General features: G+C 42.3%; 21 protein-coding genes and 1 tRNA gene. 14 read left to right on the forward strand and 8 right to left on the reverse strand.

Translation table 11 applies throughout. The features are described 5' to 3' along the window. Window positions 1–7 precede the first annotated feature (7 nt). The 3 genes from CPG39_RS05725 to CPG39_RS05735 all read right to left on the reverse strand — a co-directional run bounded on the left by CPG39_RS05725 (window position 8) and on the right by CPG39_RS05735 (window position 1,213). The gene (locus tag CPG39_RS05725; RefSeq protein ID WP_096292458.1) at window positions 8–313 is read right to left on the reverse strand and encodes a hypothetical protein; all 306 of its coding nucleotides are present in this window, start codon (window positions 311–313) and stop codon (window positions 8–10) included. After that, window positions 313–864: a phage regulatory CII family protein gene (locus CPG39_RS05730; protein WP_096292459.1), complete on the reverse strand. Its 552-nt coding sequence runs from the start codon at window positions 862–864 to the stop codon at window positions 313–315. Before CPG39_RS05730 ends, CPG39_RS05725 begins: the two co-directional genes overlap by 1 nt. Window positions 865–928: 64 nt before the next feature. Then, window positions 929–1,213 carry a transcriptional regulator gene (locus tag CPG39_RS05735; RefSeq protein WP_331716188.1) on the reverse strand — a complete coding sequence of 95 codons (285 nt, stop codon included), beginning with the start codon at window positions 1,211–1,213 and terminating at the stop codon, window positions 929–931. A 17-nt stretch (window positions 1,214–1,230) separates the two neighbouring features. Here CPG39_RS05735 and CPG39_RS05740 point away from each other — a divergent pair, with 17 nt between their 5' ends. The 4 genes from CPG39_RS05740 to CPG39_RS05755 all read left to right on the forward strand — a co-directional run bounded on the left by CPG39_RS05740 (window position 1,231) and on the right by CPG39_RS05755 (window position 3,748). Then, complete coding sequence (locus CPG39_RS05740; RefSeq protein ID WP_096292460.1) at window positions 1,231–1,734, forward strand: hypothetical protein; 504 nt, start codon at window positions 1,231–1,233, stop codon at window positions 1,732–1,734. A gap of 169 nt (window positions 1,735–1,903) precedes the next feature. Continuing rightward, window positions 1,904–2,605: a zinc ribbon domain-containing protein gene (locus CPG39_RS05745; RefSeq protein WP_096292461.1), complete on the forward strand. Its 702-nt coding sequence runs from the start codon at window positions 1,904–1,906 to the stop codon at window positions 2,603–2,605. A gap of 116 nt (window positions 2,606–2,721) precedes the next feature. Next, the gene (locus CPG39_RS05750; RefSeq protein ID WP_145956217.1) at window positions 2,722–3,129 is read left to right on the forward strand and encodes a hypothetical protein; all 408 of its coding nucleotides are present in this window, start codon (window positions 2,722–2,724) and stop codon (window positions 3,127–3,129) included. 178 nt (window positions 3,130–3,307) lie between these two features. Then, window positions 3,308–3,748 carry a LexA family protein gene (locus tag CPG39_RS05755; protein WP_096292463.1) on the forward strand — a complete coding sequence of 147 codons (441 nt, stop codon included), beginning with the start codon at window positions 3,308–3,310 and terminating at the stop codon, window positions 3,746–3,748. 32 nt (window positions 3,749–3,780) lie between these two features. Here the strand turns inward: CPG39_RS05755 and CPG39_RS05760 are convergent, their stop codons facing one another. Genes CPG39_RS05760 through CPG39_RS05770 form a run of 3 tightly spaced genes read right to left on the reverse strand, consistent with a single transcriptional unit; the run spans window position 3,781 to window position 5,215 of the window. Continuing rightward, window positions 3,781–4,194: a hypothetical protein gene (locus tag CPG39_RS05760; protein WP_145956218.1), complete on the reverse strand. Its 414-nt coding sequence runs from the start codon at window positions 4,192–4,194 to the stop codon at window positions 3,781–3,783. Beyond that, window positions 4,191–4,802 (reverse strand): hypothetical protein, encoded by a 612-nt coding sequence (locus CPG39_RS05765; protein WP_096292465.1) that lies wholly within the window; start codon window positions 4,800–4,802, stop codon window positions 4,191–4,193. The genes CPG39_RS05760 and CPG39_RS05765 overlap by 4 nt, the downstream gene beginning before the upstream one ends. A 2-nt stretch (window positions 4,803–4,804) precedes the next feature. Further along, window positions 4,805–5,215 (reverse strand): hypothetical protein, encoded by a 411-nt coding sequence (locus CPG39_RS05770; protein ID WP_096292466.1) that lies wholly within the window; start codon window positions 5,213–5,215, stop codon window positions 4,805–4,807. Between the two features lie 748 nt (window positions 5,216–5,963). Here CPG39_RS05770 and CPG39_RS05780 point away from each other — a divergent pair. The 9 genes from CPG39_RS05780 (at window position 5,964) to CPG39_RS05820 (ending at window position 11,746) form a co-directional block, all read left to right on the forward strand. Further along, complete coding sequence (locus CPG39_RS05780) at window positions 5,964–6,314, forward strand: hypothetical protein (protein ID WP_096292468.1); 351 nt, start codon at window positions 5,964–5,966, stop codon at window positions 6,312–6,314. 69 nt (window positions 6,315–6,383) lie between these two features. Further along, window positions 6,384–6,734: a hypothetical protein gene (locus CPG39_RS05785; protein WP_145956219.1), complete on the forward strand. Its 351-nt coding sequence runs from the start codon at window positions 6,384–6,386 to the stop codon at window positions 6,732–6,734. Then, window positions 6,731–7,258: a hypothetical protein gene (locus CPG39_RS05790; RefSeq protein WP_096292470.1), complete on the forward strand. Its 528-nt coding sequence runs from the start codon at window positions 6,731–6,733 to the stop codon at window positions 7,256–7,258. The genes CPG39_RS05785 and CPG39_RS05790 overlap by 4 nt, the downstream gene beginning before the upstream one ends. A 21-nt stretch (window positions 7,259–7,279) precedes the next feature. Then, window positions 7,280–7,885, forward strand: a complete 606-nt coding sequence (locus CPG39_RS05795) for a deoxynucleotide monophosphate kinase (protein ID WP_096292471.1) — start codon at window positions 7,280–7,282, stop codon at window positions 7,883–7,885. Next, entirely contained in the window at window positions 7,878–8,093 is a 216-nt protein-coding gene (locus CPG39_RS05800; RefSeq protein WP_096292472.1) for a hypothetical protein, read from the forward strand. Before CPG39_RS05795 ends, CPG39_RS05800 begins: the two co-directional genes overlap by 8 nt. 330 nt (window positions 8,094–8,423) lie before the next feature. After that, a complete protein-coding gene (locus CPG39_RS05805; RefSeq protein WP_096292473.1) occupies window positions 8,424–9,416 on the forward strand; it encodes a hypothetical protein in 993 nt (330 codons plus the stop codon). A gap of 376 nt (window positions 9,417–9,792) precedes the next feature. Then, the gene (ssb, locus tag CPG39_RS05810; RefSeq protein WP_096292474.1) at window positions 9,793–10,227 is read left to right on the forward strand and encodes a single-stranded DNA-binding protein; all 435 of its coding nucleotides are present in this window, start codon (window positions 9,793–9,795) and stop codon (window positions 10,225–10,227) included. A gap of 294 nt (window positions 10,228–10,521) precedes the next feature. Then, window positions 10,522–10,743: a DUF4224 domain-containing protein gene (locus tag CPG39_RS05815; protein WP_096292475.1), complete on the forward strand. Its 222-nt coding sequence runs from the start codon at window positions 10,522–10,524 to the stop codon at window positions 10,741–10,743. A 4-nt stretch (window positions 10,744–10,747) separates the two neighbouring features. Further along, on the forward strand, window positions 10,748–11,746 hold the full coding sequence (locus CPG39_RS05820; protein WP_231990407.1) for a tyrosine-type recombinase/integrase: 999 nt from the start codon (window positions 10,748–10,750) through the stop codon (window positions 11,744–11,746). Between the two features lie 84 nt (window positions 11,747–11,830). On the opposite strand, the gene CPG39_RS05825 is transcribed toward CPG39_RS05820, so the two are convergent. Together CPG39_RS05825 and CPG39_RS05830 are read right to left on the reverse strand one after the other, a co-directional pair. Next, window positions 11,831–11,917 (reverse strand) — tRNA-Leu (locus CPG39_RS05825). A 225-nt stretch (window positions 11,918–12,142) separates the two neighbouring features. Beyond that, window positions 12,143–13,225, reverse strand: coding sequence for an ADP-ribosylglycohydrolase family protein (locus CPG39_RS05830; RefSeq protein WP_096292477.1), 1,083 nt, complete (start codon window positions 13,223–13,225; stop codon window positions 12,143–12,145). Window positions 13,226–13,631: 406 nt separating this feature from the next. Between CPG39_RS05830 and CPG39_RS05835 the strand changes: the two genes are divergently transcribed. Continuing rightward, a complete protein-coding gene (locus tag CPG39_RS05835) occupies window positions 13,632–14,273 on the forward strand; it encodes a hypothetical protein (RefSeq protein ID WP_096292478.1) in 642 nt (213 codons plus the stop codon). The last annotated feature ends 43 nt before the right edge of the window (window positions 14,274–14,316 follow it).

The raw sequence follows: 14,316 nt of genomic DNA on the forward strand, positions 1-14,316 counted from the left end.
TGCGCTTCTATCCGCGATCATCTTCATGTGACAAGACAGCAGCAATATCCAAATCTTTAGAAGTAATGATCGTATCGATACCTTCTGGAAGTATCTTTTTTAACCTATCTTTTATATAACCCACTTGTTGCTCATCTAATGGATGCTGACTTTTCAAAACCAGCACATCACCTTTCCGAAGGCTGAGTTTTTGTATCCGGCATTTAATAATCCTCTTATCCAAAGTTAAGCTGTCATAGATCGCACAAAAAAACCCGCAACTTAAAGCACCCAGTAAAAACAAGGATATGTCTTGCAAAGTATCAACAATCATCACTTTCCTCTCATATTTTTTAACTGCGCGATTTTGCGCTTGGATCGTGCAATCTTATTTTCTTCACTGAGCGCCATCGAGCTTCCCAACCGGGCTGTAGCCTCAAGAATGGCGGCAATGTACTTATAGGCTTGCTCTTTTATGCGCAAGAATTCATCCCAGTCGATATCACCACTTTCCATTGATTCGCTAATTACACTGGCCCACTGCCCCTGCTTTTTCTGGATATCCAAAAACAAGTCCATGAATGCCTTATCCGAAATATTCTCGAAATCGGGTTTCTTGATGCACATCAGGCCGCGGTCATTCGCAAATGCATCAGCAATTCTGTCGGTATTGCAGTAATCCTCGATTTTCCTGAGCTCTTTTACAGTCAGATCGTGGGTATCGTTGGTCGGCAACACTTTTTTGCGTAACGTATCAGCAGATTTACCCATCCGTGCCGCCAATGCCTCCACCCCGCCCGGATATCCGTGTGCAACATCATGTATTACATCGAGTGTGTTCATGTCCTGTTGTCCTTTATTCGGGCGTGTATTTATTGTTGGCATTAAATTAAGCTCAAGCTTCTATTAATTGGAGCCGATTATTTGGTTTTGGGGTTAATTGTTTTGATTATGGTTGGCATTTGCATTTCTCTATACTTTCTAGCTCAGGCCAAAGCGTTGCCCAATTTTCGGGACATAAATCAGCTCTTGAAACAGCGCCATTTGTCACCGACTCAATTTGAGGACATCGTTCAAATGGTATCGGTCTTATTCCATTTCTCCACTGACTCACAAGCGCAGGTGAAACTCCGAGCTTCCTTGCCAAACCGGCGTTGGTATCAAACTTTGATAAATATTCTTCTAGATCCATACGAAGAAAAATAGCAAATGCTATTAAGTCTGTCAATAGCATTTGCTAATTTACATTTAATGATTACACCACCACAATTACTTATGGTTACTGAAATCAATGAATTAAGAAGAAAGAGACTTGAAACCCTGGTGGAACAAGACGGAGGGCCTAGAGAATTTTGTGAAAAACGCCACTCGGATTCTGCTGACAAACCAAATAATCCAGATTATGTCTATCAGATCATCAAGGGTGATCGAAATTTTGGAGAAAAAGCCGCGCGGAATATGGAAAAAAGAGCGGGATTACCGGATGGTTACTTTGATGATCCTGAGATGACTCCAGAAACAGAAATTTTTAAAGAAAACAATGAGGTAATTAAACATATTATTAAAAAATTACAGAGCACACCAAAAGAGCACTTAAATATGAACGCAGCCAGAGTCATTGAAATGCTTATAGATGGAGGTCCAGATTTAGCTACAAAAACTGAGGGCATTATTACTTTTGTCGAACAAAAGCAAGCTGAATACAGCTCCGCAGCAGCCAGCAAAAAAAATGACAAAGCAGAGAATGAGCATTAAAAAAATAAAAAACATTGATGATTGGTGCAAAAATGAGCTATGCAAATGTAAAAATGGATAATTATGGTTTATAGAAAAACCTTATCTCACAAGATCACATCCATCCACATAACTGATGCTGTTGGCTAGTCTAGTCTGGGGCTTAAGATGCTCAATATGCGAGTGAAAGATGGCAATCATTAAATGTAAAGAATGCGGCAATGAAATAAGTTCTGAAGCAAGAAATTGTCCCAAATGCGGATATAAAATTCCTAAAAGTATTGGCTGTGGAACTGCAATATTAATAATTATTGCTATCTTTGTTGCTTTGGTAATGATTTCTGGCCCCGATACAGATTACGTCCAATCATCTCCTGAATCAGATCATTCACATTTACAGGCATTAGATCATCCCTCGCCGCAAAATAAAATTGAAAACCCAGGCGATCAATGGATTTATCAGCAGAGCAATGATCAGATGAGCAAAGATTTAGTTTATCAAGCTCAAGTATTCAGCACAAACACCGTGAATTTCGATTTTCCTTATTCTGGCGCTCAACACGGGTCGCTAACTTTAAGAACCCATCCTAGACACGGCAAAGACGTTATTTTTAATATTGCAAGAGGACAAATCTTATGCTACTCGTATGATAAATGTTCTGTTTTAATAAGATTTGACGATGGAGACCCGATTAAATATACCGCTTTATCGGCTGCAGACAACAGCTCCGAAACAATTTTTATTGAAAACTATAATAAATTTGCCGGGCAAATGCTAAAAGCCAAGAAGGTAAGAATTTCTGTAAATATTTATAAAGAAGGATCGCCGGTATTTGAGTTTGATGTAAGCGATTTTGATGTAAATAAATACAGGCCCACAAAAATAAATTGAATAATTAAGTTTATGTTCTATAAATGAAAAAAATGTATATGTTGATTGCCATAACCGCCCTTTTATTTGTTGGTTGTGTCGGCCCTTCAAAGGAAAGGATACAATCAGAAAGAGAGATGGCAATATGGAATGACCCAAACATCCCAGAAGACACCAAGAATGAAATTCTTCGCGCAATGTATTTAGACAGAATTTCTAAATTAGAAACGGTTCATGATCCATCGGAGTATAGGCCTGTTGTCGATCCCGGCACGTGCAGTGACTGCAATTATGACAAAGATCTTGCAACGTGCAGCAATTTAGCAAGAGAAAACACAAATTATTCCGGCAATATTATTGGTGGCGCAGCTGCTGGCGCAGGAATAGGTGCTGCATTAGCCGCTGTGACTGGTTTAGATGTGGGAACTGTTGCGGCGGGCGGCGCGACAGGTGGCGGCATCGGCGGCTTAGGTAATGAAGCAATGACAGTAAAGAACATGATCGCACGTTGCATGCAAGGGCGCGGATATAACGTTATAAGGTAAAAACTATCTTATGGCGTAGTCTGGACATAAAACCATTTGAATAAGCTAAAGGAGCATGATCATGACATTATATAAATCCACCCCCATCCCCATACCAGACCCATTACCGCACCCCGAACCTCGTCACCCTGATCCTGTGCCCAAGCCTGGTCCGGAAGATAATTAACATATCAACATCATGAACGCACCCAATATCTCAGCGATGTTCCTCCGGTCACAACCGGAGTTCAATATTGATTTGCCACTATACCTGGATAAAGTATCAGCCGGATTCCCATCCCCAGCCGCCGATTATGAAGAAAAGCGACTTAATCCCGATGATTATTTGATATCCAACAAAGACAGCACTTTCTTTGCTCGAGTTAAAGGCGACTCAATGATTGACGCCGGAATATTCGAGAATGATGTGATAGTGGTGGATCGCTCCGTCAATCCAAAAGTTGGCGATATTGTCCTGGCCGTTATTAACGGAGAATTCACCGTCAAATACCTGGGTAAAAATAAAGACGGTGCATTGCTGATACCTGCCAACAAAGACTTTCAAACGATAGAGGTAAAGGATAACCCAACATTTGAAGTTTGGGGAGTTGTTACTGGATCGATGAGAAAGTTTAAATAACCAGATTCGACGCGCTTATTATTCTTATAATCTTAATTTGATGATTTTTTAGAAATAACTTCAACCTCTTCTGTTTGTTCAATTAGCAAATTATCCTCTTTAAAAACCTCAAAACAGAATTGAAGCTTTCCATCACCAAAAATAGGAAATGGAAATAGCACTAATGGAATAGTAATGGTGGGAGCATTCTCTATTGATTCAATATTACCATCAACTTGAGCTTCCAGTTTTTCATCACGAATTATCTTAAATAAAAACCTATTAGGTGCTTCAGTAGAGTCTTCCATGTCGATACGAATAAATATGCCAAATCTGAATGGTATTGGCCATTTAACATCTTCTGGCTGATTTAATATAATTTCTTCGTTATAAATACCCATTATTGAGAATTTATTTCCAGTTTCATTCCTTATATCTTCCGCAATTATGAAGTCTGAAATTCTCATTTGGCGCCACCAGCCATACTCGTACTATTTATTTTTAACTGTGAATTAATTGCCCAATTACTAAGATCGTAACTTGGGCGGTTCTTAATTGAAACATTTGCTGTTATTTTTGTTTTGCTATCATCATAGTGAATTATGAAATCTCCGCTGTGAGATTTTATGGCATTTTTAATTGCGTTCCCCGCCTCTTCCAATAATTTACCATTTGCTACTGAGGGATCGAAATGCGAGTCAGCGACTTCAATTAACCAAGGATAAGTACGAATAATGCGCAATAAAGCCAATGTTGCTGCAGATAATTCGCCGCCTTTCCAGCGAGCAATAGTTCTGGCAGGCAATTCCAAAGCACGTTCTACATACGTCATTTTTAACCCGCGCTCAGACAAATAATGTAACATATCATTGACTGATTTCTTCTTGGCAATATCAATAGTTTCAGTAATTCTTTGATCATTTAAACCAGAAAAATCACCACTCTCTCCACAAACCAAACACTTATCCAATACCTCATCCAGTATTGCTGGATCACCATACACAATTGGCAGCATTTGTTTTATATTAGTAGTTTCAATTGAATCCGAGCCACAGGCCGGGCAGCTTGTATTCATTTTTATTTTCCCTTTTTAACTTGCATCATTAATTCTTTATATGCTGATAATTGATCAATCATTTTACTTGTACGTGGAACAGAATCTCGATTATTTTTAAATGACTTAATTAACCATTTTTTTGTTATCTGATTATAGAAAAAGGCTAAATATCCTTGCTTGGGACCTGAGTAGAAGCTATAAGCGTCAACCATAATAGAGAAATTAGCTTTATTTGGATTATTCTCCCACGGTTTAGTGTTTATATACCAAGGGCTTTCAAGCCCTTCGTTAGCTATAAATTCTAGAATCGCTTTATTTGTAGATAAATTAAAATCTTCTCGGGCAAATTTTAGTGCACTATTTAAAACTATTACCTCATTCGATCTATTACATGATTTAATAAAGTCATCAAGAATATAAACAGCCGTCATACTAATCTCATTTAATATTTATACGCAGCATATCAATAAATGACCAGTTAGTATACGGCAAGTTCAACGATATTCATTAAAGTAATAGCGTCTATTACACCCTATATTTGAAAAGCATTACATCAAATTCAAATGGTGCCTGCATCAAATTACGCGAATCCCATCGGTATTATTCTTTCCAGCCTTTCTTTTAATTCACTCACTTTCATGGATCTTCCTAGAGCCTTGTAATGAAACTAACCTGTCTTTTTTTATTAATCTCGCTTCTTTGGAATTGGCAAATCCCTTGGGGGAACATGACCTCTCTCAGTCCGATGCTCAGGAATTAGATTAATTTTTTTGCCAGCAAACACTCCTCTTCTAATCAATATCCAAACACTAAATGCAAATACGATAGCGCCCAAACTCAACAACGTAAAAACAACTACCACAACTAGACTAAAAATAGTTTCACAATTCATTTAAGCCTCCATAAATTCCCACCCACAAAATAATTTTATCATAAAAATAGCAATTGCTATTGACATAAATAATAGCAATTGCTATCGTTCTCACATCAACCTCAAAACCTCACTAGACCCGATGCTTTGAGTTGATAAAGACGGCGGCGTGGAAGGACACGCGAAACCTAGTGCCACACAATGCCAGTGTAAGGTTCGGTGCAGATAAGGAGAGTAATCCCTGCGGCATAGCCGGTATCAAGCCCGGCCCGTCTACTTAATAAAAACCTTTATTTTCAGGAGAAAAAATGTTTAAGGCCATCTTGTTAATGATCACAGCAGCATTCTTTGTTACACCCGCAGCACAAGCATCAAGCGACATGTTCACCAAAGTGAGCACCTACACCCTATCCGGTGTGGAGAGAATTAAACAAAGCAACTCAAGCGCTGTCTCAACTGTAAAAGTTAACATCACAGGGTATGCCAACGAGGGCAAATGCAATGAAGCAATTGCCGCAATTCAAAGCCGGACATACCCACTCGCAAAAGGGCAAATCCCCGCAGCAATAACAGACTTCACCGGCGAATGCCACGAAGTCAAAGAAATTATCCCAGTGTTAACCGTGGTTCTACCCGAACCACAACCACCCGCGAACTAACCCAACCCGCTCCGCCCAGCAATGGGCGGTATTGGATCAGGTTATTTATTATTTGACAAAGGAGGAATCATGAAAACAGTTTTCGATAGCAATCCAGAATTTTCATTGACCTATTCGCATCGCGGAATATCGATCACTTTGTCTGGGAAAATTTTAACAGAAGCTTATTTATCTACTGCAGACTCTGACCAAGACAATGAGTCGCTCCTTGGATTGGTTGTCGAGGGGTCACTACCAACCGCAGCTTCTCAAGCCGGATCATTATTGACGCAATTTCATCCTGAATTTGAGAAAGCTCTTGGTATATCTCATTCGAAGCAGGTTCTTTCACGACTTAAATCCTCGCTTAATGAAAATCAAGCAGAAAATGATACAGCACAACAAGCGGTCGTTCAAAGCCAAACGGAGGCAACCAAATGAGCATCATCATTTACCACCAGGAAGATAAGCTATCCGTTGAGGAAGTCGCATCCCTGCAAACGTTCTATCAGCTGGACAAGGTTGTATTCCAGCATGATCTTACTAAGCAACTGCCGGATGGCACGCTCGCAATACTCAACCTGGATGACGGTCCGCTGGCATTCCACAGTCAGGACTCAAGCATCCGCTTCATCCACGTCAATCAGGCTTTCGAGGATATGACCCAGCACGTATTCAAAATTCTGCAGCGCATCGAATCGGAACCAGACCCATACCGCGTACCTTTGGAAGAATTTATCCAGCATCAAAAAGGCGAAATCTTCACGCTGGATGATGTCTTCATGCACCTGGGAATCGATAAAACTAAGGATGGTGCTGATTATGCCGTGCCATCGATCGTCAAGTCCCTGATTGAGATCGGCTGCATCAAGGAAAACATGCTGGTATTCACACCGCCACAGCCAGGCGCACAACCGCAGCAGAAAAAACAACGGTTCGTAGAACCTTTTGAGATCGCAACCTGATCATCCTGCACGAGAAAAATCATGAACCATTCACCAATCAAACTAATCGGCTTACACGGCCCCGCAGGCTGCGGCAAAGATACTGTGGCTGAAATACTTTGCTCAGCCCAGGAATTCCGTAGCGTATCTTTTGCCGAGCCTCTGATCGATATGCTCGTGGCAGGCTTCAGAGTACCTAAAAGCTATTTCACTGACCGGAACCTTAAAGAAAACCCAATACCGGAATTATGCGGAAAATCTCCACGGCAACTCATGCAAACGCTCGGTACCGAATGGGGAAGGAATTATGTCGATTGCGACGTATGGGTAAAAATTGCGGACAGAAAAATAGAATATTTAAAAAAGCTCGCAGCAGCCGGTAACGCATACATCGAAGGCATAGTCGCAACCGATGTGAGATTCCAAAACGAATACGACTACATCCGCAACCATGGCGGCACGATCTGGCACATCCGCAGGCCAATCAATCCCAATGAAATCAACCCAACACATGCCAGTGACAAGCTGATGAAAATAGATACGGATCGTGATCGATTGATTTTAAACGATGGCGACATCGACCAGCTGGCCGAGAAAATTAATGCGATTCTGCATCCGACCGTAACGGAGAGCACATCGAATGACTAATTATACAACGGCAAATAGCAGCATGTTCAAACCATCTTTGCCATCAAGAAACAATGAATTAAATGCATTAAGAAAGAAAAATAACCCGCAAGATGAACCGGTTGGACATTTTACTGGACGCTGCGCGCATTGTGGCAGCAATGATCTGTGGGATGACAATCTTGCATACGGATGCAACAGCTGCGGCGCATTTCTTGCCGGAAATTAGTTTAAGGACACATCATGATTCCATTCGACACCAAACACTACCGAGCAAACCAGCCAGGATGCCTGCGCAAATACTGGCCGCACATTCTTACCACGATTGCATTGATTGCCTTATTAAGTTGGCTGGATAAATTAGACCGAGATTCACACTTAAATCGTGTGCAGCAGGCAGCGAGCGGACAATGCAAATGAAGCCAACAACTCTTTCCATTATTTATCTAATGTTAGCAATCATTGCCATCATTATTGGTTTTGAGCCCAACGGTATCTATACCTCAATTATCTTATCAAACACATGGTCAGCAGTACATTACTTGTCAAAGGATAAATCATGATCAATTTTAAAAGTGGGCAAGAACAATCGGCAATCATGGACATCACCCCGGACATTGCACGGCATTTATTGAGCACCAGCCCCGGCAACAGGAAAATACGATACTGGCACGTTGAGGTTCTTTCCGGCGCAATGGCTAGGGGAGAATGGCGAGTCACTAGCCAAGGCATTGGTATCGATAAAAACGGAAATCTCAGAGACGCACACCATCGATTGATGGCCGTGATCAAATCTAACGTCACTATCAGAAGCGTAGTTGTCATGGGCCTACCACCGGATGCATACCAGGTCACAGACACCGGCATCACAAGAAATATGGCGGACATCCTGGGCGAGAACAAGCGCGTCACTGACGTGCTGAATGCAGGCGCAAGACTTTATTACGATACACAAAGAACGGTCACTATCGACCAAATGCGTCCGATCATGGATTCCGGGTTGTTTGAAACAGCAAAGGAACTGATTAAATTCTGCGGAACGGCCAGAGTATTCTACTCATCGGCCCAGGTTAAATTGGCCGCCTGCATCACGATCATGAATGGCGGTGACGCTGATTATGTCATGCAGCAATACCGCGCACTGTGCCTGCTGGACTTTGAGCACATGTCAGCTGCATCTATGTCGCTCGTAAAACAGGTGAGCGATGGCAAAGCAAGCACGCGAACTTATAAAGAAGAAATCATTTGCCGAGCGCTCAGAGCTTTTGACATCTCACAAAAAGATTCCAACGAGTCCGGCGCAAAACCGGAACAAATTGCAGCAGCAAAAAGACTGGTCATCGATGTACTGAAAAACAAAATAGCACAACCAACAGATAATCCAGAGACGGAATCAAAACCAAATGTAATCGAACCGGTGAAAGTGATTAACAAACCCAAAAAATCAAAAGGCATTGATGACGAACTGAAAGAACTGCTTGATGACGGACAACACTCAGGCGGTAGCTACATGCACAAATCGGGCGATCGGAGAAAATATGTTAATGGGTAAGAAAGAACTGTCTATGTATACGTGTTCAACCGTACAGATAGAAGTAAATAAAAAGGGCATAATGCGTTCGTGTAATTCATTTTTTTTGAGAAATTTAAAATGAATTGCCCGCACCAGCCCGGGTGTCTGCTCACACTTAGTCGGAGGGCTGGAAAGTTGTCCTTATCCAGTGCGCGAACCTCCCCTTGCCCTTCTTCTCTGCGTACTGGATACCCTCTCAATGGGAAAAATAGCGCAACCGAATTTATACGAAATCATACCTCGTTGGTTCGTGCACGGTTTTGCCCACCCGTATTAAATTCACACAAATATCCACACCCGGTCAAATTAATTCTTTTGCTCGAAGAATTATGCTGCTCGATAACCAGGAGTAATTATGGCCTCAGTTAATAAAGTCATTCTCATCGGCAACCTGGGACAAGACCCGGAAACTCGATACATGTCCAACGGTGACGCCGTAACCACAATAACACTGGCCACCACCGATACTTGGAAAGATAAAAACGGCGACAAGCAGAGCAAAACGGAATGGCATCGAATTGTTTTCTACCGCAAGCTCGCAGAAATTGCCGGTGAATATCTAAAAAAAGGTCGATCTGTTTATGTTGAAGGCAGACTGGAAACCAGGAAGTGGACTGATAAACAAAATATCGAGCGCTACACTACGCAGATTGTTGCTGAAGATATGAAGATGTTGGGCTCGAAATCAGGCGGAAACTCTGCTGATTCCGGATCGGAGAGCGCTCCTACACAAAACAAAGCTAGCGCTGGCGATAGAAGTAATGACGACTTTGATGACATCCCGTTTTAGAACATAAAAATGGCCGCCGAGCGCTACTTACACTCGGCGGCCACTAAAGTTGCGATATTTATGCAACTTATATTACGACTCAGAATTTATAAACTTTAGGTTTAGTGATGATAACTAAATAAAGGGCAGGATTAAATGAGCTTTTTAGAATGGCCATGTGAAGTATTCTTGAGTGCTTGTACATTTTTTGTAGCGACAAAGGCTTTATTGGCGTTGATTCTTTGCGTTATCTCGGGCGGGATGATATTCCTAGCAATAAAAGAAATAATAAAGGATTTGAGGAAATAGTTTGAAATGAGCATATTCCTGGATGATGATGATGTGGCGAGACTGGCCGGGACTAAGATTAAATCCCGCCAGATTGCACAACTTCGAGTAATGGGAATATTATTCTACATCAATGCTGCTGGCCGCCCTGTTGTGCCAAAATCAGCAGTTGAAGCAAGAAATCAGGAAATTGAACAAGAGCAAACTTGGACACCAAATGTGCTGAAACATGGGCAGGAAGCCATCTAAAAATTTGAACATACCAAAGGGAATCCGCGCGCGTAAACGTGGCGTAAAGACTTGGTATTACTACGATACAGGCGGTAAACCGCGGAAAGAAATCCCACTTGGAAATGATTATGCTTTGGCTGTGAAAAAATGGGCTGAATTACAAATCAATGCAAAGCCACGTCACCAAGAAATAATTACATTTCGATATGTTGCTGAACGTTATGTGCGTGACGTGATCCCTACAAAGGCTCCAGCAACTCAAAAAGACAATCTACGTGAATTAGACTGGCTTTACAAATTCTTTGATAATCCTCCGGCGCCATTGGAAAAAATAGGCGCCATCAATATTCGGCAATACATGGACTGGCGCAAAACAATCCGCGCGAATCGAGAAAAAGCCCTGTTTAGTCATATTTGGAATAAAGGTCGTGAATGGGGTTACACAAATCTACCAAATCCTTGTGCTGGAATAAAAGGTTTCAAAGAGACTGGCCGCAAGAATGTCTACGTTGACGATGCCACGTATAACGCCGTACATGTAGCAGCAAGTCAGCCGTTGCGTGATGCTATGGACTTGGCCTATCTGACTGGTCAAAGACCGTCAGACGTGCTTAAAATGACTGAGCATGATATCCAAGATGGGTCAATAACAGTTACCCAAAACAAGACCGGCGCGAGATTGCGGATAAGTATAGAGGGTGAGCTTGATATTCTTTTGAAGCGGATAATGGCGCGAAAATCAGGTTACAAAGTACGAAGCTTTTACTTAATAGTTGATGATCACGGCCAAAGAATAACGCTCAGAACCCTGCAAGGTCATTTCTACCGCGCCAGAAAAGTCGCAGGAATTACCCAAGATACATTTCAGTTCAGGGATTTGCGAGCCAAAGCAGGAACAGATAAAGCGGATTCAAGCGGCGACATCAGACAGGCTCAGAGGCAGCTTGGACACTCATCAGTCACTATGACTGAAACTTATATTCGAGAACGGAAAGGAAGCAAGGTTAAGCCAACAAAATGAAGAATTGCGGAACAGAATTGCGGAACAGATCATTTTTACCAAGCTGCATTAATCTTGTGTTTCATTGAAAGCTAATGTTCATGCTGGTGCCGAGAGGGGGAATCGAACCCCCATGATGTTACCATCGCGGGATTTTGAGTCCCGTGCGTCTACCAATTCCGCCATCTCGGCCAAAACACTTTACTGTTCTTGAATAAACAGAAAACGCGATTATCACTGAAAACCCGGTGTACAGCAAGCAGCACGGGTGAAAAATGCACTATGAAATGGACACCCGTTACCCTAAGACGGCATCGATGCACCGAATGAGGAATTTGGACAGAAATCTATAAGTAGAATGTGAAAGAAGTACTTGAATCAATCCACAAAGACTTTGTTGTTTTGCAAAATTTGCTGCTAGGGTATTTCAATACATGCGGCCAGATCCTTAGCTAGCGTCTCCAGAATGACTGCTTCTTTTAGTCCATCGATCAGGCGCCTGGGAATACCCGACAAACCGGCTTGAGCACCTGCCAGTGCACCCGTGAGAATAGCTCGCGCCTGGTTTTGTCCACCGCCATTAACAGCATGGAGTACAGCCGATTCAAAATCGCTGTGGAAACGAGCTGCAAGATAATAGGCAGCAGGCAATTGGTGATAAATGGCACAGGGCATGCCATAAACAATCGATACTTTCCATGCCGGCTCTATACGAATTTCCGGATCATTAACGGCTGCGGCCATATACGAAGGTGTCAGCAATGCATCCGGTGAAGCGAACCGTCCTGCGCGAGGCGGGTCAGGATCACCCGGACATGGCATTTGTAAATTATCCCGCGTCACTACATGAAAGGGCAGCTCTCCTTTTTTTACTAATTTCATGAGCTTACCGGACAATTCCGTATCCAGAGCATGCCCCTGAATCAAAAGACCCAATACTGCACCATACGCGACAGTCAGTGATACTACGATTTCATCAGACTGAGTCAGGAAAGTATTTTTGGTTATAGCATCGGCAAGCTGATCGGGTTTCAGTGCGTAGCGCACAGCAATGGCAAGGGTACGCTCTATGGCTTCGGTCGTATCGGCGTGACTACCGGTTTTCCCCCAAGGCAGTTTTTGCTGCACCCGCCTTCTCCATACCTCACGAATTGACTGGCTGGTGTACCCGCCGGGTCCGCTCACCGGTGTCCCGTCAAGTAATGGTAAAAGCTCTTCATCCATGCGGCGGCAAAAATCTTCTGCATCATAGCCGCCCCGGTCAACAAGCGAACGCGCCATAAGCGTGAGTATGAAACCTGCTTGCGATAACTGGCCGCCTTTAAGGCCTGCATGATACCGATCAGGTTTGGGATCAGTATAGGTACTGATCCATTCCCCATAATCACGTCGAAGATCGTCCAAACTATAGTACCAGTGAGGGCCGAGGGCCAGCGCATCACCAATGAAAGCGCCCATGATGGCGCCACTAGCACGATCCTGAATGTTTTTTTTCGACATATGCACCTCCTCCATACAAACCTAGAGATTGCAAGCTTGAAATCACGTCTTACCCATAAAGCTTCCCAAGGCATTGTATCATGCGACTAAACGTGGCAAGGCATTCATAGCAACGATATAATCGTCTGCAATACGTGTCCCCGTCATCGGATACAGTCAATCGCCAGTTGAAGTATCGCACTGGAGGAATTATCGTACAATGAACAGCTGACCAGGAAACAAGCAATAACTAGCTGTTACGGGTATATTGAAGCGGCCTATACCTTGTGAGTATTTTGGTATGGATATCACCTTGAGCCGGGCCGTAAGACATTATAAAGCAGGTGGAAAAAGTTAACGAAGCCTCTAATACAAAGCAAATTCACATTTTGTGTGCAAATGATTTTGCACTTAGAAAAGAAAGAACGTGAAAAAAACAATAATAATCATATCATTAATTTTACAATTCCCGCTTCTGGCTGGCTGTGTGCACGGTATTTTTCACTCACACCCCAAGGGTGCAGAAAAATCCACCTTCATTCGTGCTCTGGAAGAAAACACCTCGCAATGTAGGCAAAGTATCGATAAAACAACACTTCCTAACATTCGCGACAAGATTTTCTGGACATCCGGTCTCAGCGAACCCACCTTGGCTATGCAAACTGACACGAGTTATATTCAGGAAAAAGAAAAATCAGAAATCGCCAAGCTATACCAACTAGTCGATTTTTGTCAGAGTATCTATCGCAGAACCGTCACCTCATTCATTAATGATGAATACGGAGAGTATTTCAAAAATCACCTGCTTTCAAAACATCAGAATCTAAATGATCTTAATGGCGGCATGATCACTTATGGCGCTTATAATCAAAAAGAAGTCGAACTAAGTAAACAATTGATTTCTGACTTACAATTGTTGAATGAAAAATATCCCGCTCAGGTCAGACAACAGTCTACCCCATACAATCTAACCTACCCGAATCCCTTTACCACACAACGAGTAACTTCAAGATTAATGCAATTCCTCTTTCTCGATTTCATTTTGTATTTGCCGATGCTTATTTTATAAATAAGCAATTGATTAAATATAATTAATGTTAAATGCAAGCAAC

Origin of the sequence: Nitrosomonas ureae (assembly GCF_900206265.1) — a bacterium.
GTDB lineage: Bacteria > Pseudomonadota > Gammaproteobacteria > Burkholderiales > Nitrosomonadaceae > Nitrosomonas > Nitrosomonas ureae_C.